The following is a 23887-nucleotide window of genomic DNA, read 5'->3' on the forward strand; positions in this document are numbered from 1 at the left end:
ATTTCTAAGCAGATACGAACGGCTGCGTGGTTTGCTTAAACCGTAATCGAGTTATAATCGCCGACACTCAAATCCGCAGCTTTACTGGTCAGGTGAACGAAGTTGCCCACCATGGAATTCTCCAGGTTGACACTTTCGATCACCGTATTTTCCTGCACGATGGAATTGCGGATTACGGAATCCTTCACGCTGGTCTTCTTACCCACGGAAACGTGCGGCCCGAGTACTGTATTTTCAATGACGGCATTTTCGCCCACAAATACGGGGGGAATGACCACCGAGTTGATCAGCTTTACGGATTCGTGAATGAGGTTCTGATCGCGGACGAATTCCAGGTAACGGCGGTTGGTTTCTACCGTAGCCTGTTTATTGCCGCAATCCAGCCATTCCTGTACCTGACCCGGTACAAACTTCAGGCCTTTCCGACGCATATTTTCAATAGCATCCGTCAGCTGATACTCACCCGAAACTTTGATATTGTTATCCACCAGATACTGCAATTCCTTCCGCAGGTTTTCACCGTCTTTGAAATAGTAGATACCGATGATCGCCAGATCCGATACGAAGGTTTGCGGTTTCTCCACAAAACCGATGATTTCGCCCGCTTCGTTTACCTGAGCTACGCCAAACGCACTCGGATCTTCCACCGCCTGTACCCAGATGATGGCGTCCTGATCCGTCTCCAGTTTAAAATCTGCCCGGAACAGGGTATCGGCATACGCAACAATAACATTTCCGTCCAGGCTTTCAGCCCCGCACAAAATGGCGTGAGCCGTTCCGAGGGGTTCGTTCTGGTAGCAAATCCGTCCTTTCGCTCCGACTGACTCGGCAATGGCCAGCAGTCGTTGTTCTACTTCCTGACCAAAATCACCAATGACAAAAGCTATTTCATCAATGGGGGTGCCACATACCTGGGCGATGTCTTCTACTAACCGCTGTACAATGGGTTTTCCGGCGATGGGAATCAGGGGTTTAGGGATACTAAGGGTGTGAGGCCGCATCCGCTTACCCATCCCTGCCATGGGAATAATAATGTTCATGACTAAATTTTCTTCGATTCGTTACGTAGCACTAGGTGGTTGAATAGAATTCAGGTATAGCGGTGATTGATTGTCGGCGTTACCAGTACTGGCTACAAACATAAGCCGATAGTTCTGCTTCAGCAAGTTTTAAATTTGTGAAGCCAAACGGGTGATCCACAGGCTTTTTCGCATTCGTTTGGATTTTTTTTTAAAAAATATTGCTTCAGGTATTGCTTTTGGCTGTTTATGCTACTACTTTTGCAGTCCCAAAACACACGTAGTAGCGGGACAAAAAATGGTGAAGTAGCTCAGTTGGTAGAGCAACGGACTGAAAATCCGTGTGTCGGCGGTTCGAACCCGCCCTTTACCACCCTTTTTAGAAGCACGTTAGTCTTTGGCTAACGTGCTTTTTTTATGCCCTTTGCCGAAGAATCATTTTCTGCTTCCCGAATGATTCAATCCTTTCCTGCATGAAACCATTGGTTTTTTCCTGAGTCGTCGACATTTTCCAGCAAAAAATCTATTTTCCTTCCGCGATTTGACTTCGTGGCCCCGATTGCGTCCAATACGGGCTATGGCCATTCTGTTCACCTGGGGGGCACGGATGAGCTAATCAAATCCGATGAGCCAACTCCTAATTCAATACATTTTATGATGCGAATGACGCTGGCCCTGGGGCTGGTACTCGTGACGTGCTTTTACGGTTACGGTCAACAGGTGTATTCATTCCGCCAAACCCTGAAACGGGTACGGGAAGCCAACCCTACGTTGCAGTTACAGACGCTGGACGTAGCCGCCAGCCGCTCGGATGAAATTACGGCGGGCCTTCGAAGCAATCCTATCCTCAATAATCAAACCCTCCTTCAGCTTTCGTCGAAACGCCTTCCCGCCGACGCAGGTTACCTGAGCCGACAGAATCGGCAGTTCTGGTTGCAGTTAACCAAGGAGTTTGATCTCTACGGAAAACGAAACCGTCGGGTAGCCTTTGCTCAGGGCCTGACGCAGGTTTCAGAAGCGAATCTGAAAGAAAATACCCGTCAGATGCTACGCGATGTAGCCCTTAGCTGGCTGGATGCCTGGTATGCGTCGGTGAAACTGGATTTATTGCAACAAACCCAGGCTAACCTGGATAGCCTGGTGGCCGTCAATCGGGTGCGTCTTCGGAATCAGGTCGTGAGCACATCGGATCTGACCCGGACGGAAGTGTTCTCCGAACGCAATGCCGTACTGATTCTGACGGCCCGACAAGCGTTCGCCAACCAGCTCATGATGCTACAGGTTCAGCTGGGTCAAACCGATAGTGTACAAATTGATTTGAAAGATCCCGTTCTGTCACAGGTACAGTTTGATAGTCTGCTAAACTACGCACTTCAGCAACGCTCCGACGTGCAACTGGCCCGAAGTGGTATGGTGGCTGCCCAACGAAATGTGGAATTGCAACGTGTACTGGCGAAACCCGGCAACGAACTCGGAGCCATCTGGAACCCACAGAATGCCGTACCGTATCTGGGCGTGTTTCTGACCTTCGAGCTGCCCGTTTTCAGTCGTAATCAGGGCGAAATTCAGAAGTCAAAAATTTTACAGCAGCAGGCTCAGGATCAGCGTACGTTTCTGGAAAAGCGAATCAGCGTAGAGCTTCAGACCGCTGTCAACACCTTTCGTAATCACCAGCGGTCCATTCAGCGGTTCGAACAGTTGCTTCGCCAATCTGATCAGGTGCTCAATGCCGTACGCTACACCTACGTGAAAGGAGCAACGACACTGGTCGATTACCTGGAGGCCCAGCGGGCCTGGTACGAAACCCGACAAAGCTACTTTGACGCCTTGTACGATTACCGGAAAAGCTTCGTAGACGTGCTGTATACTTCCGGTCTAATTTCTGAATGGTAACCCCTCACTTGAATGAACGTACGTATCTACACCTGCCTACTTCTGCTGGGACTTCTGGCCTGTCAGAAAACCGAGAAAAAAGCTCCCCCCGAACTACTCCGCCCAACCATCACTCCGGATGGCCAACTGATTACCATGCCAACGGATACAATGGCGGCCGATTTCAAAACCATCGTTACGCAACCCGGTAATCTGCGGTCCGATTTTGAAGCTCCGGCTCAGGTAGCTGCCACCGTGATTCCCTCGCAGGAGAACCCCTCGCAAAATCTGGTACTTTTCAACGATGCAGAACTGGCTTCGGAATATACCCAGCTACTCCAGCACCGGATCAACATTCGTACGCTGAAGGTAAATGTGGCCCGGGCGAAAGATCTGGCCAATAACGGAGCCGGTACGGGACGCGACGTACTGGAAGCCGAAACGCAACTGGAGAACGAAAAGGCCGCGTTGATCGAGCACGAAGCCCGGCTGCAAATGGGCGGTTTTCCGGCGGATTTACTGATGAAAGCCCGTACCCGGACGGCCTGGGTGGTGTGCGAAGTCCCCGAAAGCCAGCTTACCCGCGTGAAACAGGGCCAAAGCTGTCAGCTCAGTTTTACGGCTTATCCCGGCGAAATGTTCCGGGGCACCTTACAGGCCATCAACGAAATTGCGGACGTGCAAACCCGTATGATCAAATTGCGGATTCTGGTCGCCAATGCCGGTAGTCGCCTCAAGGCGGGGATGTTCGCTACGGTTCGTTTTGGTAGCAACGAAGGAAATTTCCTGTCGGTACCACAGTCGGCAGTTGTAACCATTCAGGGAAAAGACTATGTGTTTGTCCAAACCCAGCCCCGCAGTTTCGTTCGCCGGCCGGTCACCACGGGTTCTCAAACGGGTTCGTCCATCATCATTCTCTCGGGCCTGAAAGCGGGTGAAGCCGTAGTCTCCGAAAACACCATGCAGCTCAAGGGGCTGAGTTTTGGATTTTAACCTGTCCATCGATTCCATACGCTGTTAACTGAAAATACCCATGCTCCTTCAGGCTCAGATTATTCTCAACAAGGACGAAATGGATGACCAGGGCCATCCGCTGTACCTTACGATTCTGCAATGGATGGTTCAGCAACACCTGCCTTCGGCCCGGGTTCTGGAAGGCATCAGCGGCATTGGACAACAGCGGATTATCCATCCCGGAGCCCTGTTTTCTTTCGATGAACCACCCATTCTGATTCTCTTTGAAGCCGAAGCCGAGCGGGTACGGCATGCCCTCCGGGAGATTCGCCAGTTTTCGCCCACGGCTTTGATGCTGGCTTACGAAGTCGAATTATTCTAATCCCCCCGCTCGGTACCCTGGTATCGAGTGACGTCCTACTACTTTTTCCATGATTCGCAGTCTTCTATTGTTCTCCCTCAAGAACCGATGGGTGGTCGTGGCCCTGGCGGCAGCCCTGATGGGCGTGGGATACGCGTGTTTCCGTACGCTCAAAATTGAGGCTTACCCGGATATTGCCGATACCAATGTAATCGTCATTGCCAAGTACGACGGGCGGGCCGCCGAGGAAGTCGAACAGCAGGTAACCATTCCTATCGAACGGGCTCTGAATAATACGCCCCACGTAACGGACCGCCGTTCGCGTACCATTTTTGGTTTGTCGGTAGTACAGCTCAATTTTGACGAAACCGTTACGGATTATTTTGCCCGTCAGCAGGTACTCGAACGCATTGCGGACGCCGAATTGCCCGATGGTGTTACGACCGAACTGGCTCCGCTGACGACGGCCGTGGGTGAGATTTTTCGTTACGTGGTGGAAGCTCCGCCGACGTACACGCCCATGCAACTCCGCGATTTGCAGGATTGGCGAATTGTACCGCAACTCTTACAGGTGCCGGGTATTGCCGATGTGGTTACGTTCGGAGGACCTCTGAAAGAATTCCATATTCTAACCGATCCGGCCAAGTTGCGGAAGTACAACCTGAGCCTGCCCCAGGTGATGGAGGCCGTTAGTAAAAACAACCAGAATACGGGCGGAAATCTGATTGATCGGGGCGGACAGGGCTTTGCCGTACGCGGACTGGGTGTACTGAAAACGCCCAAAGACATTGAGAACATCGTACTAACGGCGGTGGACGGCGTACCCGTTTTCCTTTCCGACGTAGCTCGCGTGGAAATTTCGCCGCCTGCTCCGTCGGGTATCCTGGGCTACACCGTACGCGATGCGAAGGTCGATGTAACGGGTTCTACTGAAGGCATTGTCGTACTCCGACGCGGTGAAAACCCCAGTGAAGCCCTGGAAGCGTTGAAAGCGAAAATGGCCGAACTCGAAGCCCGCGAGTTGCCCAAGGGCGTACGGCTACGGGTGCTGTACGATCGAAGTTTCCTGATTGATCATTCGCTGGAAACCGTTGCTCACACCCTTTTCGAAGGCATTTCCATTGTCATCATTCTGCTGGTATTGTTTCTGGGAAGCTTTCGGGCGGCCCTGGTTGTTACGGTTACCATTCCTTTTGCCCTGCTCTTTGCCTTTATGCTGATGAAACTGGCAGGCATACCGGCCAACCTGCTTTCGCTGGGAGCCATTGATTTTGGGATCATCGTAGACGGAGCCTGCGTGATGGTTGAGCACCTGGTGCGGCGGTATCGATCGGCCACGGCTGAAGAAAAACGCCGGGGAATTGTCCCGCTCACCTTATCGGCGGCTCAGGAAGTAGGCCGGGAGATTTTCTTTTCCGTAACCATTATCATTCTGGCGTATTTGCCCATTCTGCTCATGCAGCGGGTAGAAGGCAAACTATTCCGCCCCATGGCCCTCACGCTGGCGTTTGCGGTGGTTGGTTCCATGCTGGCCGCTCTGACCTTCATTCCGGTACTGGTTTCCTTCGCTTTCAAGAAAGCCCTCGATCCAAACGCCAAGCCTTTAAAAGAGCACCGAAACATCTTTTTACTGCCCTTCGAAAAGGGGTACGCCTGGCTGCTGACCCGCCTGCTCAAAGGCCCTAAACTGGTACTGACCCTGGGCTTTGCGGTGGTTCTGCTGCTGATTGGTATGGGTGCCCGGCTGGGTACGGAGTTTCTTCCGGAACTGGATGAAGGCTCCATCTTCCTACGGTCGTTTATGCCATCGGGCGTAACCATTCAGGAGAACGCCAAGATTGCTCCGAAAATCAGGTCGATTATCGCGAAGAATTATCCGGTCGATTTCGTGATTACCCAGACCGGACGCAACGATACGGGTACCGACCCTTTCCCGCCCAACCGAACAGAAATTCTGGTGGGTTTGAAGGATTACTCAACCTGGACGGATAGCCTCCGCAAAAAAGACCTTGTCGCCCGCATCCAGACCGAGTTACAAAATGCTTTTCCCGGCTCCTTCTTTTCTTCGGGACAACCCATCATCGATCAGGTAATGGAGATCGTCACGGGCTCGGCGGCGGATCTGGCCATTTCAGTCGTCGGAAACGACCTGGATTTATTACGGGAAAAAGCCAATCGGATTTCGAAGATTGTCCAGCAAACAGCGGGAGCTTCGGCCACCAATATCGAACAGGAAGGTCCGCAGGATCAGCTTTCCATTCAGGTCAACCGACAGGCTGCCGCCCGCTATGGTGTGAACGTAAGCGACGTGGAAACCATGGTTGAAGCCGCCGTAGGTGGCAAAGATGTCGGTACGATTTACGACGAAGACCGTCGCTACGATCTCGTGATCCGGTTCACACCCGAGAGCCGGAACTCCATCGATGTCATCCGGCAGTTGCAGGTACCGGCCGCCTCGGGGGCACTGGTTCCCATGAGCGAACTGGCCGACATCAAGTACGTACAGGGCCAGACCAACATCTACCGCATTGACAGCAAACGGATGGTTACGGTGCGTACCAATATTCGGGGTCGCGATCAGGGGGGCTTTGTGCAGGAAGTCCAGCAGAAAATTCAGCAGCAGGTCCAGATTCCCGAAGGGTATCAGGTCATCTACGGCGGGCAGTACGAAAACCTCGAACGGGCCGGCGGACAACTGTTACTGACCATTCCGCTGACGGTGCTCGTCGTGTTTCTGTTCCTGTACATTCTCTTCCGGAATTTCCAGGATACCTTACTCACGCTTACCTGTATCCTGTTTGCCCTGGGCGGCGGTATTGTGGCTTTGCTGATGCGGGGTTATAATTTCAACGTGTCGGCAGGCGTGGGCTTCGTTTCAATTTTCGGCATTTCCGTGATGGCGGGTGTACTGCTGGTTTCGGCCCTTAACCGGGCGACGATTGAAGGCAGAGAGCTATTCACCACCGTTTACGACATATCCCGCGAACAACTGCGGGCCATCATGGCGATTATGCTGGTCGCCATCATTGGTCTGGTACCGGCGGCGACGTCCTCGGGCATTGGCTCGGATGTGCAGCGACCGCTGGCGACGGTAATTATTGGTGGACTTACGTCTACGCTGATCTTTGCTCCTTTATTGATTCCGCCCCTGTTTCTACTGCTGGCTCAGCGGGCCGCTCGTCGTCCCAAACGCGTTTCCAGCGAATCAACCGAAGAACTTTAGTTTTTTAAAGATGACGTATAACCTTCGGGTAGCTTAGACGGTTTTGAGTGATAGACTACCGTTTTCAAACGGATTCTGGTTTCGAAGCCATAGAATCCGTTTATTTTGTGCTTTCAATCCGATGAACTGCCCGTAATGTGTACACGCTTCCTCTTTTTCGTTCTGGTTTTTTGTGGTTGTCAGGCGTTTGCTCAGCAGATTTCGCCCAAGCGGGAGCTTCGGGCCGTATGGATTGCTACCGTCGATAATATCGACTGGCCGCGTCCGGGTGACTATAATCCCGCTTCTCAGCAACAATCGTTTCGACAAATACTCGATAATCACCGCCAGTCGGGAATGAACGCCATTTTCGTGCAGGTGCGTGATGCGGCCGATGCGTACTACGCCAAAGGAGCTATCGAACCCTGGTCGGAATGGTTGACGGGTCGTCAGGGAAGGGCTCCCGAGCCTTTTTATGATCCGCTGGACTTTATGATTGCCGAATCGCACCAGCGGAATCTGGAATTTCACGCCTGGCTTAACCTGAACCGGGCCGTATTCAAAGGACATCCGAACGTAACGCCTGATCACGTAAGTCGCCAGCACCCGGACTGGATGCTAACGTATGACGGGACTAAATTTTTCAACGTCGGTGTCCCCGAAGTTCGGAACTACATTACCACCATCGTCACGAACCTGATCCGAAATTATGACGTAGATGGCATTCACTTTGACGACTATTTTTATCCGTACAAGGTGGTCGGGCAGATCCTGAATGATCAGGTTACGTTTTATAAATACGGAGCGGGTTACGCAAACATCCACGACTGGCGGCGGGACAATATTGACCAGCTCATACACCAGATTTCGGATTCGGTGAAAGCCGTTAAGCCTTACGTAAAATTTGGAATCAGTCCCTTTGGCATCTGGCGAAATCGCAGTTCGCTGGCCCCGGATGGCTCCGAAACCCGTGGTTTGAGTTCCTACGACGATCTGTACGCCGATACGCGGAAGTGGCTGCAAATGGGCTGGATCGATTACATTGCTCCGCAGGTTTATTTTCACCGGGGGCATAAACGGGTACCCTATCAGCCTCTGGTGGACTGGTGGCGGAAAAACTGCTTTGGACGACATCTGTACATCGGCCAGGGAGCCTATCGGATGAATGGCGAAAGTGGCTGGGATAGTCCCGATGAAATGCCCATTCAGATTCGTTTCAATCGGCAGCATCCGGAAATTCAGGGGAGTATCTACTTCAGTTCGCGGTCCTTACTGAACAACTACAAGGGGTTCCAGGATACGCTTCGCCGGGATTTATACCGACTGCCGGCTCTGGTACCTACGATGCCCTGGAAAGATCATACGCCGCCCCTCCCACCCCAGGAATTTGAACTCAAACGTACCCAGACGCAGGTATTGATGCGTTGGCAAATGCCCCCCGCCGCCGTAGATGGTGAAGTACCCCGTCGTTTTGTAGTGTACCGATTCCGGGAAAATGAGCCGATTGTGCTGAATAATACTTCTAAAATTCTGGCGATTCTTCCGGCTCCACAAACGTACTACGCCGATACCCCACCCACGCGGGGCAGTTACCGATACGTCGTCACGGCCCTGGATCGCCTACAGAATGAAAGTTACGGCGTAATGACCGATGTGGAGGTGCAATGAAGAAATGAATCAGATTCATTCGATTCTTCACTCATTCTATCATTCCTTCATTGAACTCCTAGCCCGTGATATTCAGGTAAATCGTATCCAGAATACGAACCAGATCGTCGAAATCCTGATCGGAGAGATTGGCCCAGCCGATTTTGCGTACTTCCGCTACTACCGGGAATGCTATGTGGTACTTGTCCGTACCCGCGGTCGTTAAGTGAAGATTAAACTTGCGACGGTCTTCTTCGGCCATCCGGCGTTCGATGAGTCCTTTTTTCACCAGAATATCCAGGATCCGCGTAACAGTAGGATTGTCTTTGGCCGTTTTCTCGGCCAGAGCATTCTGACTGATACCCGGAAAATGAAAAACGTGGTCGAGCAAAACCCACTGATCTACCGTTAGTTCCATTCCCGCCTCATCCAGGCGTTTCTGAAATACGTAACGGACCTTTTTAATGGTTGTATCAATTTTGAAGAAATAAGCCCGTTGATCAGAAGCCGTCATGTGTACTGGAATGTTAGGAGTCGAACTAATTTCAAAGATAGACTTCAAACGATAGAATCCTGCTTTTACTAAATACGAGGGATGGAATCTGAACCCGTCACGGTTCCTGAATGCTGAAGAAGCGAGCGAAGCAGATCGTCCGGTAGGTACTGGGCCTACAACTTACCGGCCCAGTACGACCCGAACTAGTGTTGATGAAGTATAAGGAATAATTAGCAAAGCAATTATTCGTATACAAATAGAATACAAGAAAAAAGAAAAGTCAACTCTATACGTATAATTTTATTTCCGGCTGAAATCGTTTTTATACCGTTGACAAGCAAAAGAAGGCCTTACTTTTGCACGTTGATTTTCCTGTTTATATGCAAAAGACCGAAGAGTTGGTGCTGGCCAGTGTAGGGAATCGGTTCCTGGCCCATTTGATTGATTATCTGCTGATTAATATCGCAACCCTGTTGATTGCCTACCTGGTAGGTATACCGATTTTTAAGCTTGACTGGCAGTATCTGAATACCCATCCCGAAGCCTTGTCGGCTCTGTATACGCAGTTATTGATGGTCATTGTACCCACGAGTTTCTTCTACCGATTTTTTCAGGAAAGTTCTCGTTATCAGGCTACTTTCGGCAAGCGTATCCTGAAATTACGTGTTGTGAAAGTAACGGGAGAACCGCTCAGCTATAAGGATGCCTTTATCCGCAATGCCGCCAAGGAACTCAGCGGTTATTTTTATCTGGTGTACATTTTCGGGCTTTTCAGCCGTTTTCACCAGTGTTTACACGACCTGGCGGCTCGTACCTACGTAGTCGATAACGTGTAAGCCCACTGCGTTTTGCTGGCTATGCGTGCACGATTCTGGATTTGGGGCGTCTGTATCAGTCTGGGGCTTGGGGTGCTCCTCGATTGCCTGTTTCCTTTCCGGGTACAACCCCGCTATTCTGCCCTGGTTGAAGCCGCAGACGGATCTATGTTGCACGCCTTTCTCAATGAAGAAGACAAGTGGCGACTTTATACCGAGCTGGATGAAATTAGTCCTACCCTCCACAAAACACTGATTTTCAAAGAAGATCGCTGGTTTTACTGGCACCCCGGCGTAAATCCGGTGGCCGTCGTACGGGCTCTTTTCAACAATACGACTACTGGACGACGTACTTCCGGAGCATCGACCATTACCATGCAGGTGGTTCGTTTGCTGGAGCCCCGTCCGCGAACCTATGCCAATAAGGTAGTGGAGATTCTGCGGGCCTTTCAACTGGAAGCCCATTTTTCCAAGGATGAAATTTTGCAGTTGTACCTCAATCTCGTTCCCTACGGATCGAACATTGAAGGGATCAAATCGGCTTCCTGGCTGTACTTTCAGAAACCACCACAAATTCTGAGTCTGGCAGAAGTCACGGCCCTGACGATCATCCCCAACCGTCCGAACAGTTTACAACCTGGCCGTAGCAATGCCTATTTGATACAGGAACGCAACCGCTGGCTTCGGCGATTTCAGGAAGAACACTTGTTTGACCAAGCTATAGTAGCCGATGCCCTTACCGAACCCCTACAGGCTCGTCGAAGTAACGCCCCACAGGCGGCTCCGCATCTGGCCCTTCGCCTGAAAAAAGAATTTCCCGGCCAGCCTATCCTCCGAACAACGCTTGTACCGGCCCGGCAATCGGCTCTGGAACGGCTGGTTAAAAATTACGTCAGCCGACTGAAAGTCAATCGCATTCAGAATGCCGCCGTATTGGTGATCAACAATCGAACGATGGCCGTAGAAGCCTACGTAGGTTCGGCAGATTTTCGGGACGCTTCGGACGGTGGGCAGGTGGATGGCATTCGGGCAGTACGCTCACCGGGCAGTACGCTGAAACCGCTGTTGTACGCCACTGCTTTCGATCAGGGCCTGCTAACGCCCAAATCAGTGGTATATGACGTGCCGAGTAACTTCATGGGCTTTGAACCCGAAAACTTTGACCGTCAGTTTCACGGCAAAGTCACCATTGAATACGCCCTGGCCAATTCCCTGAACGTACCCGCCGTGCAGGTGTTGCAGCAGATGGGAGCTTCTGCGTTGGTTGAAAAACTTAAAAAGGCCCAGTTTCAAACCATTCAGAAACAATCCGGGAAATTAGGTTTATCGATGATTTTGGGCGGCTGTGGCGTTACGCTTGAGGAACTGACTACGCTGTTTGCCAGCTTCGCCAATCAGGGGCAGTTTAACAAAGCCTACTTTCTGAAAAATCCGGATTTTCATAATGCCACGGAATTAGTTAGCGAAGAAGCCAGCTTTCTCATTACGCAGATTCTGACGCAGGTGGCCCGCCCGGATTTACCCAATAATTACGCTTATACGTATCGATTGCCGCGAATTGCCTGGAAAACAGGGACTTCGTTTGGGAAGAAAGATGCCTGGAGTATTGGGTACAACGCTCACTATACCGTCGGCGTCTGGGTGGGTAATTTCTCGGGTGAAGGCGTCCCCGAACTCAACGGAGCCAACACGGCTACGCCCCTGCTTTTCGAAATTTTCAATACGATTGATTACAACGCGGCGGCTCAGTGGTTTAGTCCACCCGACGGGCTGGCTACGCGGCAGGTCTGTGCCGAAACGGGTTTGTTACCCGATGAATTCTGCACGCACACGTTACCGGATTATTACCTGCCCGGCGTGTCTTCAACCCGACGCTGTATGCACAAAAAACGCGTATGGCTGGACCTGAAACGGCAAATGAGTTACTGCCCCTACTGCAAGCCCGATGAAGGAAGCGTAAAAACCTGGGTAGCGAATGATCCGCCGGAACTGATTCACTGGTACGAAACCCGACACATTGCGTACGAACGCATCCCGCCGCATAATCCGGCCTGTACGCAGGTGGCGGGAACAACGCATCGGCTAAACATTACGTTTCCGGTGGATGGGGCAAGCTATCGCCTCAGTCGGCAGGAAAAGAACCAGCTATCGCTCAATGTTCAGGTGGGAAATGACGTAAAGAAGGTTTACTGGTATCTGAACGATCAGCTCATTCAAACGGCCGACCCGACGCAGGCGGTATTCTGTCAGCCCCCCGCTGGAACCGTAAAAATTTCCTGTGCGGATGATCAGGGCAGGCATACGGACATTCGGGTGAAGGTGAGTTATGAGTAAGTTAGGCAGTTGGAAACTGTCGGCTGGAGGGTACAGGTTTGGAAACTGCATCAGTAATGGTTAGGAGGTCTATACCTTCTTCATGAAAATACCGAGTCCCTCTGCATCAGGCACAGCATGTACTGTACAAAAATGCGGAGGGACTCGGTATTTCTTTCACTGGTACAAGCTTTCCAGCTTATCCCGGCGAGGTATTAGTCATCGCTGGCCGCTCCCAGAGCACCGGAAACGAGCGAAACGATAAAGCTAAATATCAGGGCGATCAGCCAGTTATCAACGGCAAACCCGTCAACGAGGTAATCGGTCATTTTGATAATCAAAACGTTGATTACCAGCAGGAACAAGCCTAGCGTCAGAATCGTAATCGGCAGGCTGAGAATTTGTAAAATCGGCTTGACAAACGTGTTCAGTAAAGCCAGTACTACGGCTACGATCAGAGCCGTGGTGAAACCATCGACCGAAACCCCGGGCAGAAAACTGGCCACCAGGTACACGACAACGGCATTAATCAATAAACGGACAATAAGGCCCATAAGAAGAAGGTGTTAGTACAAAGGCTGAACATGCAAAATTTTGTACCAAAAACCTAAGTCTCCTAGTGATTATTGCCGCTCGCGGTGACGATCTTCGAGAATGGCAATGACCTCGTCAAGATCGATATTGCGGTCTTCGAGCAGGATCAGGTAGTGAAACAGCAGATCTGCTGCTTCGTTTTTGAACAGCTGGTCATCGTTGGACATGGCTTCGATGACCAATTCAACGGCTTCTTCACCCACTTTCTGGGCAATTTTATGCGTACCACGGGCGAACAATTTAGCCGTATACGAACCTTCACTGGCGGATTGTTTCCGCTCCCGGATAATAGCTTTTAACTGATCTAAGAATTCAACGGCCATACAGAATGGGCAAGGTTGCCTTTAAAATGGGATAAAGTAGGACGGAAGAAGCAAACGCTCCTACCGGGGATTTTCTTCAAAAAAACAGGTATCCGCTCCCGTATGACACACGGGGCCCACGGGTTCTACCTTAATCAACAGCGTATCCTGATCGCAGTCGATACGGATTTCCCTGACGTGCAGAAAATGGCCGGAGGTTTCGCCCTTGGTCCACAGCCGATTTTTGGTACGGCTGAAAAAGGTTACTATCTGGTCGGACTCCGTTTTGGCGTAGGCTTCTTCGTTCATAAAGCCCAGCATGAGCACTTTATTCGTCTGAACGTCCTGGATGATGGCCGGAATCAGACCGCCGGCTTTTTCAAAATTCAGTTTCATAAGACTTGATTACAGTCGCATCGTGACGCCCTTTTCCTGGAGGTACATTTTCAAAGGCTGAATACCAATTTCCCGGAAGTGGAAAATACTGGCAGCCAGTCCGGCATCGGCTTTTCCGGTCGTGAATACTTCGTGGAAATGTTCCATTAACCCCGCTCCACCCGAAGCAATCACGGGAATACTGAGTTGTCCGGAAACCGCCGCCGTTAGCTCCAGAGCAAACCCGGCTTTGGTACCGTCGGCGTCCATGGAAGTCAGCAGTATTTCACCCGCTCCACGTTCCTGAGCTTCTTTCGCCCAGGGCAAGGTACGCAGCTCGGTAGCCTTACGGCCCCCATGCGTGTGTACGACGTGCTCGGTCGTCAGGCGAATTTCGTGGGTACTGACACGTTCGTTACCAAAACGGCTGGTCGTGGTTTCCTGATGGCTCACCACATCGCTGGGTACGGAAATCTCCCGCGTATCAATCGCTACGATGATACACTGCGAACCGAACTGCAAAGCCAGTTCGTCGATGAGTTCAGGCCGACGGACGGCCGAAGAATTGATTGAAATTTTATCGGCTCCGGCGTTAAGTAAGGCCGATACATCGGCTACGGAACTGATACCGCCGCCAACGGTAAAAGGAATATTCACGTGACGAGCTACATTACGAACCAGCTCTACGAGTGTTTTCCGATTATCGACGGTTGCCGTAATGTCGAGAAATACCAGTTCGTCGGCTCCCTGTTCGGCGTACAAAGCCCCCAGTTCTACCGGATCTCCGGCATCCCGCAGGTTCACGAAATTCGTTCCTTTGACCGTACGTCCGTCCTTGATGTCCAGGCACGGAATGATGCGTTTGGTTAACATAGTGGCCTAGTTTTCAACGAAGGTACTTAAATCTTTCAGGGAAACCCGGCCTTCGTAAATGGCCTTCCCAACAATCACGCCGTATACGTTCATTTCTGCCAGCTTCTCCAGATCGGCTAGCGAACTCACACCACCCGAGGCAATCACCCGCAGGGCTGGCGACTGCTGCTGAAGCTTCTCGTACAGATCAAAGCTGGGGCCCTGTAAAAGGCCGTCTTTGGCGACGTCGGTCGAAATGATGTACTGAATGCCTTTTTCTTCCCACTGCTTCACGAAATCATACACCCACAACTGCGTTCCTTCTTCCCAGCCACTCACGGCGATGCGTTCGTTTTTGGCGTCGGCTCCGAGAATCATTTTCTCCCCGCCGTACTGACTGAGCCAGCTGGCAAACAAATCGGGATTTTTTACGGCAATGCTCCCGCCCGTCACCTGCGTTGCTCCGCTTTCGAAGACGATTTTCAGATCCTCGTCCGATTGTACCCCACCACCAAAATCAACCTGCAAACGCGTCTGTGTAGTGATGGTTTCGAGTACTTTCCAGTTAATGACTTTCTTAGCTTTTGCTCCATCGAGGTCCACCAGATGCAGACGTGTCAGCCCGGCTCCTTCAAACTCCTTGGCTACTTCCAGCGGATGGGCGTTGTAGACGGTTTTCTGCGAATAATCGCCCTGCGTCAATCGAACGGCTTTGCCTTCAATCAAGTCGATGGCGGGAATAATAAACATAGCTACTTAGAGTTTCAGGAAGTTTTCAAGAATGAGCTGCCCTTCTTTTCCGCTGATTTCAGCGTGAAACTGAGCGGCGTAGAAATTGTCTTTGTGCAGCATCGCCGAAAAGGGCACGACGTAATCGCAACTGGCTACCGTGTACTCGCATACCGGAGCCGCGTAACTGTGGACAAAGTACACGTACGGATGGGGCGTCATCCCCTCCGTCAGCGGCGACTTCAAATCGTACAGGTTATTCCAGCCCACGTGCGGTACCTTGAGTTCACCCGCCGGAAAACGTCTGACGTCCACCGGAAAAATGCCCAGTGCCTGCGTCTGGTTTTCCTCCGAATACTGGCACATCAACTGCATACCCACGCAGGTGCCCAGTACGGGTTGCTGGAGCGTAGGAATAACGCGGTCAAGGCCCTTTTCCCGCAGGTACGCCATGGCGGTTGAGGCTTCGCCAACGCCCGGAAAAATGACTTTATCGGCGGTACGGATCTCGGCCTCATCGTCCGTCCAGAGGTACGATGCCCCGATGCGTTCGAGAGCATACATGACGCTCTGTACATTGCCGGCGTTGTATTTGATAATGACGGTTTTCATAACCTTCAGCGATTACGTTCGATCATAAAAAAACGCCCGATTCGGTGAATCAGGCGTTTGTATCTGTTATTCGGTGTTTGCTAGACCATAAAACCGGAATCACATCAGCCTGTTCAGCGGAGCCATACATGGGAATGATGATGAAATACGGTGCAATTCATACGGCAAAAGTAGAAGAATTTTCCAGAAATCGCATTTCTGCGAAAGGGATACATCCGCTTTTCTTTAAAACAGACTCATCTGATCGACTTTCGGTAAAAACTTAGGTAGCTTCAGTGCCAAGCCCAGATGCGTATTCAATTCCTGAATCCAGTAGTTGGACAACTCGGGAGCACACTCACTCTGTCCACAGTGAATGAACGCGTAGAGTTCCTCCAGACCCTCCTGCTGCCATTTTTTAAGGCGTTGAATCCATTCGTCGGTACGGGTATAATCCGTGAAATGCAGTTCATTGCCCACAAAACGGATCACAGCTTTGGGAACCGTCAGCGTCTGATGCAGCACATCCCGGCGGCCCGACACATCGGTAATCACCGCCGCGTGCCCCGCCTCCCGCAGGATTTCACAGGTACGGGCCCAGATGCGGGGATTGGCAAACCAGTCCGGATGCCGGAATTCCACGGCAATCGTCATTCCTTCCGGAATGAGTTTCAGGAATTCCACCAAGCCTTTGCCTTTTTGCGGCGTATAAGCCGGCCCCAGTTGCAGAAACGGAATGCCTAAATGATCGCCCAGTTTCAGTAACTGCCGACAGAAAAATTGCGTCGCGTCTTCTACACCAAGCAGTTCCTTTTCGTGACTGATGGCTTTGGGAAATTTGGGACAGTATTTGAAACCCGGCGTAGCCTCTTCCAGCCAACGCTCGATGGTTTCGTCGTTGGGCATCTGGTAATGGGTACCGTTGAGTTCGATGGTATTGAACTGCTGGGTGTAGTGAGCCAGTGCTTCTTTATCCTTCATGGCCGAAGGATAGATTTTGCCCAGCCAGCTTTTTTCCATCCAGACGGGGCAACCCACATACGCGGGCAAGGGATGAGCCACCGGCTGGCCCGACAATACCTGCATATTCAGGGGCGAGTCGGCGGGAAGCGTAAAATTGATGGTATTGATTTGACCGGGTGAAACTTTACCAAAGTCCATGATACGTGCAAATTAGGTGGCATCCGTGATGAAAAAGTCAGGCCACCTTAGTCCCAGTCCTCGCCCAGTACTTTCCAGACCAGGCCCGATTCGTAGCCTTTGCTCAGGGCGTACCGAACCAGTTTCTGTTTCCGTACCCGTGGGTCGGTATCTTTCAGGGAAGCGTCTTTCTTCGCCAGTAAGCTTTTCAACGAGTCGTGGTATTCCGTCTGGTCAATTTCTTCCAGAGCGTTTTTGCGGTCGGTTTCGCCGAGGCCTTTCCGCCGCATTTCCATTTCGATTTTGATTTTTCCCCAGTGGCGGGTTCTGAATTTTCCCCGGGAAAAACTTTTGGCAAAGCGTTCTTCGCTGAGGTACCCGTCCTGAATTAATCGGGCCAGGATAGCTTCCGTATCTTCTTCGGATACATCCCAGGCGTTGAGTTTCTGACGGACTTCCTGCACCGTTCGTTCCTGGTAGGCACAAAACGAAGCGGCCTGTCGTAGGGCATCTGCATTCATGGCAAAAAGGGCTTAATTCTTAAAATTACGAATTTTTTAGCGAATTTGGAAGGCTTCATTCCTTTCTTTCTCGGGAGAAAACAGGGAATGCTTACCTTTGATTTTCTTACACTAGTTTATTCTTCTTCCCCCCACTCTACCCATGATTTTACAACTCTATCGATCCGCCTATAGCGGGCTTTCGCGATCTATATGGTTGCTGGCTCTGGTCATGTTTATCAATCGTTGTGGCACCATGGTCATTCCCTTTTTGGGCGTTTACCTGACGGAGTCGCTGCACCTGAGTATTGACCAGTCTGGCGTAATTATGGCTCTGTTTGGGGTTGGTTCCATTGGCGGCACCCTGCTCGGCGGACGACTTACCGACCGCCTCGGAGCCTACCGGGTTATGTGGGTCTGCCTGGGACTGGGTGGCCTAATGTTCCTGGTAGTAGGCCAGCTTAAAACGTTCGAAAGCTTATGCCTGGGCACCTTTGTACTGGGACTGGTTGCCGAGGGGTTCCGTCCCGCCGTTACGGCCGCAGTAGCCTTGTACAGCACACCCGAAAACCGAACCCGTTCGTACTCGCTGAACCGCCTGGCCCTGAATCTGGGCTGGTCGGTAGGGCCAGCGGTAGGTGGCTGGCTGGCATCCATTGATTACTCGCTACTGTTTTGGGCGGACGGCTGCACCTGTCTGGCCGCGACGCTTCTGCTGGTACTAATTCTACCTCAATCTTCCGTTTCACATGAAAGTCAAACCGTTCAGCAATCCCGTCAGGATTCGGCCTATCGGGATACGCATTTCATGATTTTCATGGTTTTTGTTACTCTATTTGCCATCACTTTTTTTCAGTTGTTCTCAACGGTTCCGCTGTATTACAAGCAAGTGTATCACCTACCCGAAAATCAGATTGGTACATTGATGGCACTAAACGGGGTATTAATTGTAGCTGTCGAAATGGTGCTGGTACATCAACTGGAAAATCGTTTTGTCCATTTACGGCTCATGGCTATTGGGACGTTACTGGTCGGTATATCCTACCTCATTTTTAATGTATTCTTTGGCGTCATCTGGTTAGTACTAGCCATGATTCTGGCTACGCTGGCCGAAATGTTGGCCATGCCTTTTATGAACTCGTACGCCATTGCCCGTTCCAAACCGCATAATCGAGGACAGTACACGGCAGCCTACACAGCCTCGTGGTCCATTGCTCAAATTTCAGCTCCTCTGCTCGGTACACAGTTTATCAGTCGCGTCGGCTTTGCATCGGCTTGGTGGTTAATGATCAGCTTTTCGATAGTAGCCACCATCGGTTTTTTAAGCCTTTCGTACCGTTCCGAAAAAAGTTGAAGTTTTCATAAAAAATTATGAGATTATTTTTCAACCCTGAAACTTTCTGATAGGGTTCGCCGTTTTACCTACAATTGCGACTAAAACGTGTAAAAGACCCGACTACTCAATTAGCCGGGTCTTTTGTTTTTCCTTCATTTGTAGCTTACAATTTCAGCTTTAGGTGACTCGCTTCATCCTGAGTCAGCGTCTTCAGTTTTTCAAGCGAGTGTTTTAGCTCGTCCCTATGATGGCTGATCAAGGCCTGCACCCGATCCTCCCCACTTTGGTTATTCTGCCACTCCTGTTGGTACTTCTCCAGATTTGCCTCTTCGGCACAGCACAACGCATCCAGAATAGCCTTGGAATCATGACCGGACAGTTTCGAGCGGAAGTCAATCCATAAATTGTGTAAATCTCCGGAAAGGGTACTTTGCTCTTCCCATTCCAGATTCAATTCCTGCGAGAGTGTTCGGATTTCTTCCATCATCTTTCTGCTTTCCCGTTCTCCATTACCAAACATCTCTTTCAAATGAGATTCGTTCGCTTCTTCCCGAGCGTTCTGGTACTGCTCATGGCGATCACTGCAGACTGCATACAGAAAATTTAATATTTGCCTTTGTTCACTTACATCCATAGCGATTGCTCTTCGAAAGAGTGGTTTATTGCTGAGAAAGAAAGGTCCATCGTTGTATTACCTCGAAAACAACATCCGCTTGAAACCGAAAATGTAGTGCCACTTCCCTAGTCCAGAGAATCTGGCTTATCTTTCGAAAAGTTACCTGATCTGGACTACCTTTTTATTGACTTTTACCGCCCCTTACTACTTTATTCCCATGCTTATTCAAGCCAGTTGTCAGATTGAACTAGAAGCTATAGGACACGTTCCTGCCGTTTTCATGCTTCGCCCCCGCAGTGGAGCCAGCCAGTTTATTGTTAAAGAAGAATACATTGTAGATCCCCTGGTCCAGATCACTGAATACACGGATTCGTACGGAAATCTTTGTCAACGGCTAATGATCCCACCGGGTCCTTTCCGGCTGGAGTCACGTGTAACCGCTGATTGTGCCGATCAAATTGATGTCCATACGCAGGCAGACTGGGTACCGGTATCGAATGTACCCGATGAAGTCATGCAATTTTTGTTGCAGAGTCGCTATTGTGAAGCCGATAAGCTGGGTGGACTCGCCGCAGAAATCATTCAGGGCTATCCTTTGGGATACGCTCAGGTAGAGGCCATTCGACAATGGATTTACAATAACATCCGGTACGAATACGGCGTGACAAATTCTTCTACGTCGGCGATGGACATCACGCTGAATCGCGTGGGCGTCTGTCGTGATTTTGCACACCTGGGCATTGCCTTATGTCGTAGTTGTAACATTCCGGCCCGTATGGTAGTAGGGTATCTGTATGAGCTTGATCCGATGGATCTACACGCCTGGTTTGAAGCCTACATTGGGGATCGCTGGTATACATTTGATCCGACCCAGCCACAACCCCGGGGGAACCGCATTGCCGTCGCTTATGGTCGCGATGCTGCTGACGTAGCCTTTGCTTCTTACTTTGGTGGCGTCAACTTCAAAAGTTTACACGTACAAGTAGAAGCTGCTCAACCGCTCCCTATTTCACCCAGCTTTTCATAAAGTTTGAGAACGAAAACTTTTCTTTAAGGGTATTTTTTTCTACATATTTTCTGCAATTGCTCTACATAAGTAATCGTCTTCGCTACTTACTGTTGTATTACGCCAAGCCATTGGTGTGAAAAGAAGTGGTTTTAAAACTTAGGTACATTTCTTTGATTATTAGCTTGTCTTTAGTTACGTCTCAATACTTAAACAAAAACAAATTATGAAAAAACAAGCTATGTACTGGTTGGGGATGGGCCTGCTGAGTTGCTCACTTTTAATCAATTGTACTGCAAAGGATAAACATCAGGCTGCTGAAGATGCCCAGGAAGCTCAGGATAAGGTAGAGCGTGCAACCGACCGAGCGGCAGACAAGACCAAAAAAGCTTTCGACGATGTAGCTACGGATGTTAAAGACGCGGGTCAGGAAACGAAAGAAGACTGGCAACGCGAGCGTTCGGAATTATCCGTGAAAGTAGAAGACCAGAAACTAGCCTTGCAGAAAGAGATTGACCGGGTAGATGGTAAAATTAAAGTAGCGAAAGACAAAGAAAAGATTCGTTGGCAAGAGCGGAAAGCGAAGCTGGAAGTAAAACGTGATGAACTGGACGCATCCCTGAAAAAGATTCAAAACAACGCTAAAGAAGACTGGAAAGAATTCAAACGGGATCTTAATCGCAAGGTTGACGAAGCTCAAAAGAGTTTACAGGACTAAGTACAAATACCGTGTAGCCCGAAATCCCCCATATTCCTCAAGGTTCTGGACGTCTCCTTCCAGTCGGTTCCCTACTCTATACGTTAGAGGCAATTTGGATCAATCAGTCAAGTCTTCTCTGCTTTTTTAACAAATAATATATCTCCTGTAATTGCTAAAACTAATAAGGCTCCGATCAGTAATGACCGGAGCCTTATTAAGGCAATAAATAAGTTTTTCCCCTAATCCAGAACTGACTCTACCAATCTGAAGCTCAAAGGTTTTTCTAAGAAAGCATCGGCACCGCTGGCGAGAGCTCTTTCACGTAGATTGCTCATCGCACTAATCATTACAATGCGGCTCTCCGGATACAATTGTCGCCAGCTGGGTAAGGCCTCAAGGCCAGTACCATCGGGTAAATTATTATCAAGAAAAACAACGTCTGGATTGACATGGTGCAACTGCTCCAAGCCGTTGCGAAGATTATTAGCGTAGCTCACTTCTGCCTTTTTTCTACGAAGAAAACTTCCTAGCAGCATACATAAATCTTCTTCATCATCTACGATCAAAACCTTCATATTGTCTCCGTATATACTCGGAAGATACGTGGGCATATCTTATACAGTTTATAGCCAAGACTTAACAAGTCTATCATAATTCTTTATGTATGAACCAATTAAGTTAAAAAAAAGATTGGGCAAATCCGGTGGACTTGCCCAATGCCGATCTTCCACCTAACCTAAAACACCTGTACGGTGCGGTATCCAGGGTAATAGTTTTTAAAATAATATACCAAAGCGTTTTTGAGAGTTTTTTTCCCCACTTTGAGTCATCTGTTAATCTTTTCGAAAAAATGGATGATTTTTCATATTTCTTGATTTTCCCCGAAATTTTGATACCATTTGATAATTTATACTTAATATCTATCAGTGTGCGAAAAAATCCCTCTTATTTTTGATTTGCTGGCACGGCTGTTTTTTCAATGTTCCCCGAATCAAAAGTTTCACTATTTAAACAGGAGGATGTCATGTCTAATAATGGAAAAATCTTTTTAGGAATTGTTACTGCAGCTGCTGCTGGAGCAGTAATCGGTCTGTTGTTCGCTCCCGACAAAGGAGAGGATACGCGTGGTAAGATGAAAAAGCAAGTGGGTGATCTGGCCGATGAAGTACTGAAAGCGATTCAGAAAGGTAAAATCTCTTTGGAAGATCTGAAGAGCCAGGCTGTATCGAAAGCCGGTGACTTAAAAGATAAAGCACGTTCAAAATTCGAAGACCTGCAGGATCAGGCTGACGAAGCCAAGCAAACTGCGAAGCAAAAAGTGAACGAGCAACTCGGTTAATTTTGATGACTGATTAGTCAAAGATTAGTCGATCATAAACGGGGGGCTCACGTTTGAGTTCCCCGTTTGTTATTAATTACAGGTTAGCATCCTCCAACTGATGTAATTCTTTTGATTTAAATCTACTTTTTTATTCATCGCTCTCAACCCTTATGGAATCAATAAAGGACCTTCGCGAATCAGCCGAAGATTTGTTTGCACGTGTTACCGACTATATAGAGGCCCGCTGGAATATGGCGGTGCTACAAACGGCCGACAAAACGGCTGATATCGTCTCGTCCGTTGTTGCCGCTTTGATTGTTAGTGTATTTGGTGGACTCGTTTTACTGTTTGGCAGTATTGCCCTGGCCTGGTGGATTGGTGAATCGGTTGGTAGTGTGGCGGCAGGATTTGGCTACGTAGCTCTTGGTTATGCCTTACTGACTCTGATTTTATTCCTGATTCGTGATAAATTTATTAAGATCCCGCTCCTTAATACCTTCATCAAACGCTTCTACTACGAAAAAGACGCACCGAAAAAGTAGTCTTTACTTTCGACTTATTTGATCATGACCATGAACAATAGAATAGAAAACTTATCCGATTTACAGGCTGAACGAGCCCGTTTGAAAAATCAGATTGAAACGTCAAGGGTAGGAATCCGGCGGCAGTTTGATGACATCAAAGAAGATATAAATCCCGCCCGGCAGATTGTTCAGACTTTTACTCATTTGATGAGTAAGCCCAAAAATAACGCCCTGCAAATGGGGGTGGTACGAGGCATCGACATGGCGATCTCCTACTCGCCCATTGGTCGAATGGCTTGGCCTTTGCGGTTCATCATTCGTTTTCTTCTGAAACGGGCTACGGCTAATTACTTATCGTCCAATCAAAATCATTTGCTTCAGAAATCGCTAAACTGGGTAAAAGACGTATCTGACGACGACCCACAACCGAAGCTGATTCATATTACGGATGTGAAGCCGAAGAAAAACTGGAAGGAAAAATTCTTCCGCTGGTTGAAAGACGCTACTGCCGAAGATGATATTCCGAGAGCTCATGTCGTAGAGTCGTTACCCCTGGTGCAACCGGAACGACCCATTCGAACACCTCTATAAGTTTGTGTATTCAACAAAAAAGCGATTCTTC

Annotated in this window: 23 protein-coding genes, 1 tRNA gene and 1 pseudogene; 14 read left to right on the plus strand and 11 right to left on the minus strand. The window is 49.6% G+C overall.

Translation table 11 applies throughout. The features are described from left to right. Positions 1-35: 35 nt before the first annotated feature. On the minus strand, positions 36-1040 hold the full coding sequence (locus BWI97_RS18920; RefSeq protein WP_094814876.1) for a sugar phosphate nucleotidyltransferase: 1005 nt from the start codon (positions 1038-1040) through the stop codon (positions 36-38). Between the two features lie 279 nt (positions 1041-1319). Between BWI97_RS18920 and BWI97_RS18925 the strand changes: the two genes are divergently transcribed. The 6 genes from BWI97_RS18925 to BWI97_RS18950 all read left to right on the plus strand — a co-directional run bounded on the left by BWI97_RS18925 (position 1320) and on the right by BWI97_RS18950 (position 9076). Beyond that, a tRNA-Phe gene (locus tag BWI97_RS18925) sits at positions 1320-1392 on the plus strand. A gap of 281 nt (positions 1393-1673) precedes the next feature. Beyond that, positions 1674-2912, plus strand: a complete 1239-nt coding sequence (locus tag BWI97_RS18930; RefSeq protein WP_094814878.1) for a TolC family protein — start codon at positions 1674-1676, stop codon at positions 2910-2912. Positions 2913-2924: 12 nt separating this feature from the next. Then, the gene (locus BWI97_RS18935; RefSeq protein WP_102202349.1) at positions 2925-3884 is read left to right on the plus strand and encodes an efflux RND transporter periplasmic adaptor subunit; all 960 of its coding nucleotides are present in this window, start codon (positions 2925-2927) and stop codon (positions 3882-3884) included. A 40-nt stretch (positions 3885-3924) separates the two neighbouring features. Continuing rightward, the gene (locus tag BWI97_RS18940; RefSeq protein ID WP_094814882.1) at positions 3925-4227 is read left to right on the plus strand and encodes a DUF190 domain-containing protein; all 303 of its coding nucleotides are present in this window, start codon (positions 3925-3927) and stop codon (positions 4225-4227) included. A 49-nt stretch (positions 4228-4276) separates the two neighbouring features. Further along, complete coding sequence (locus BWI97_RS18945) at positions 4277-7429, plus strand: efflux RND transporter permease subunit (RefSeq protein WP_102202350.1); 3153 nt, start codon at positions 4277-4279, stop codon at positions 7427-7429. Between the two features lie 135 nt (positions 7430-7564). After that, positions 7565-9076, plus strand: a complete 1512-nt coding sequence (locus BWI97_RS18950) for a glycoside hydrolase family 10 protein (RefSeq protein ID WP_094815054.1) — start codon at positions 7565-7567, stop codon at positions 9074-9076. Positions 9077-9134: 58 nt separating this feature from the next. Here the strand turns inward: BWI97_RS18950 and BWI97_RS18955 are convergent, their stop codons facing one another. Next, on the minus strand, positions 9135-9569 hold the full coding sequence (locus BWI97_RS18955; RefSeq protein WP_102202351.1) for a MarR family winged helix-turn-helix transcriptional regulator: 435 nt from the start codon (positions 9567-9569) through the stop codon (positions 9135-9137). Between the two features lie 362 nt (positions 9570-9931). On the opposite strand from BWI97_RS18955, the gene BWI97_RS18960 reads away from it, so the two are divergent. Next, positions 9932-10387, plus strand: a complete 456-nt coding sequence (locus tag BWI97_RS18960; protein ID WP_141217553.1) for an RDD family protein — start codon at positions 9932-9934, stop codon at positions 10385-10387. Positions 10388-10408: 21 nt separating this feature from the next. Beyond that, the gene (pbpC, locus tag BWI97_RS18965) at positions 10409-12700 is read left to right on the plus strand and encodes a penicillin-binding protein 1C (protein WP_102202352.1); all 2292 of its coding nucleotides are present in this window, start codon (positions 10409-10411) and stop codon (positions 12698-12700) included. 194 nt (positions 12701-12894) lie between these two features. Here pbpC and BWI97_RS18970 read toward each other — a convergent pair whose 3' ends face one another. From BWI97_RS18970 to BWI97_RS19000, 7 genes and pseudogenes are all read right to left on the minus strand, one after another. Then, the gene (locus BWI97_RS18970) at positions 12895-13233 is read right to left on the minus strand and encodes a phage holin family protein (protein WP_094814890.1); all 339 of its coding nucleotides are present in this window, start codon (positions 13231-13233) and stop codon (positions 12895-12897) included. 69 nt (positions 13234-13302) lie between these two features. Next, positions 13303-13971, minus strand: a pseudogene (gene hisIE, locus BWI97_RS18975) (bifunctional phosphoribosyl-AMP cyclohydrolase/phosphoribosyl-ATP diphosphatase HisIE). A gap of 9 nt (positions 13972-13980) precedes the next feature. Beyond that, the gene (hisF, locus tag BWI97_RS18980) at positions 13981-14823 is read right to left on the minus strand and encodes an imidazole glycerol phosphate synthase subunit HisF (RefSeq protein WP_102202353.1); all 843 of its coding nucleotides are present in this window, start codon (positions 14821-14823) and stop codon (positions 13981-13983) included. Between the two features lie 6 nt (positions 14824-14829). Next, a complete protein-coding gene (gene hisA / locus BWI97_RS18985) occupies positions 14830-15552 on the minus strand; it encodes a 1-(5-phosphoribosyl)-5-[(5-phosphoribosylamino)methylideneamino]imidazole-4-carboxamide isomerase (protein ID WP_102202354.1) in 723 nt (240 codons plus the stop codon). A 6-nt stretch (positions 15553-15558) separates the two neighbouring features. Continuing rightward, entirely contained in the window at positions 15559-16143 is a 585-nt protein-coding gene (gene hisH / locus BWI97_RS18990; RefSeq protein WP_102202355.1) for an imidazole glycerol phosphate synthase subunit HisH, read from the minus strand. 225 nt (positions 16144-16368) lie between these two features. Beyond that, positions 16369-17283 carry a DUF72 domain-containing protein gene (locus tag BWI97_RS18995; protein ID WP_102202356.1) on the minus strand — a complete coding sequence of 305 codons (915 nt, stop codon included), beginning with the start codon at positions 17281-17283 and terminating at the stop codon, positions 16369-16371. 47 nt (positions 17284-17330) lie between these two features. Continuing rightward, complete coding sequence (locus tag BWI97_RS19000) at positions 17331-17783, minus strand: regulatory protein RecX (RefSeq protein WP_094814896.1); 453 nt, start codon at positions 17781-17783, stop codon at positions 17331-17333. A 142-nt stretch (positions 17784-17925) separates the two neighbouring features. Between BWI97_RS19000 and BWI97_RS19005 the strand changes: the two genes are divergently transcribed. Next, positions 17926-19116: an MFS transporter gene (locus tag BWI97_RS19005; protein WP_102202357.1), complete on the plus strand. Its 1191-nt coding sequence runs from the start codon at positions 17926-17928 to the stop codon at positions 19114-19116. A gap of 145 nt (positions 19117-19261) precedes the next feature. Here BWI97_RS19005 and BWI97_RS19010 read toward each other — a convergent pair whose 3' ends face one another. Continuing rightward, on the minus strand, positions 19262-19732 hold the full coding sequence (locus BWI97_RS19010; RefSeq protein ID WP_102202358.1) for a PA2169 family four-helix-bundle protein: 471 nt from the start codon (positions 19730-19732) through the stop codon (positions 19262-19264). A gap of 199 nt (positions 19733-19931) precedes the next feature. Here BWI97_RS19010 and BWI97_RS19015 point away from each other — a divergent pair, with 199 nt between their 5' ends. After that, a complete protein-coding gene (locus tag BWI97_RS19015; protein ID WP_094815057.1) occupies positions 19932-20741 on the plus strand; it encodes a transglutaminase family protein in 810 nt (269 codons plus the stop codon). Between the two features lie 205 nt (positions 20742-20946). Further along, positions 20947-21438 carry a hypothetical protein gene (locus tag BWI97_RS19020; protein ID WP_102202359.1) on the plus strand — a complete coding sequence of 164 codons (492 nt, stop codon included), beginning with the start codon at positions 20947-20949 and terminating at the stop codon, positions 21436-21438. Between the two features lie 221 nt (positions 21439-21659). Here BWI97_RS19020 and BWI97_RS19025 read toward each other — a convergent pair whose 3' ends face one another. Beyond that, the gene (locus tag BWI97_RS19025; protein WP_233207910.1) at positions 21660-21995 is read right to left on the minus strand and encodes a response regulator; all 336 of its coding nucleotides are present in this window, start codon (positions 21993-21995) and stop codon (positions 21660-21662) included. A gap of 404 nt (positions 21996-22399) precedes the next feature. Between BWI97_RS19025 and BWI97_RS19030 the strand changes: the two genes are divergently transcribed. The 3 genes from BWI97_RS19030 (at position 22400) to BWI97_RS19040 (ending at position 23856) form a co-directional block, all read left to right on the plus strand. After that, complete coding sequence (locus BWI97_RS19030; protein ID WP_102202360.1) at positions 22400-22759, plus strand: YtxH domain-containing protein; 360 nt, start codon at positions 22400-22402, stop codon at positions 22757-22759. Positions 22760-22911: 152 nt separating this feature from the next. Next, positions 22912-23283, plus strand: coding sequence for a phage holin family protein (locus BWI97_RS19035; protein ID WP_094814908.1), 372 nt, complete (start codon positions 22912-22914; stop codon positions 23281-23283). Between the two features lie 30 nt (positions 23284-23313). Beyond that, positions 23314-23856, plus strand: coding sequence for a hypothetical protein (locus BWI97_RS19040; RefSeq protein WP_141217554.1), 543 nt, complete (start codon positions 23314-23316; stop codon positions 23854-23856). Positions 23857-23887: the final 31 nt, after the last annotated feature.

The sequence above is a fragment of the Siphonobacter sp. BAB-5405 genome, from assembly GCF_002872335.1.
Taxonomy (GTDB): Bacteria; Bacteroidota; Bacteroidia; order Cytophagales; family Spirosomataceae; genus Siphonobacter.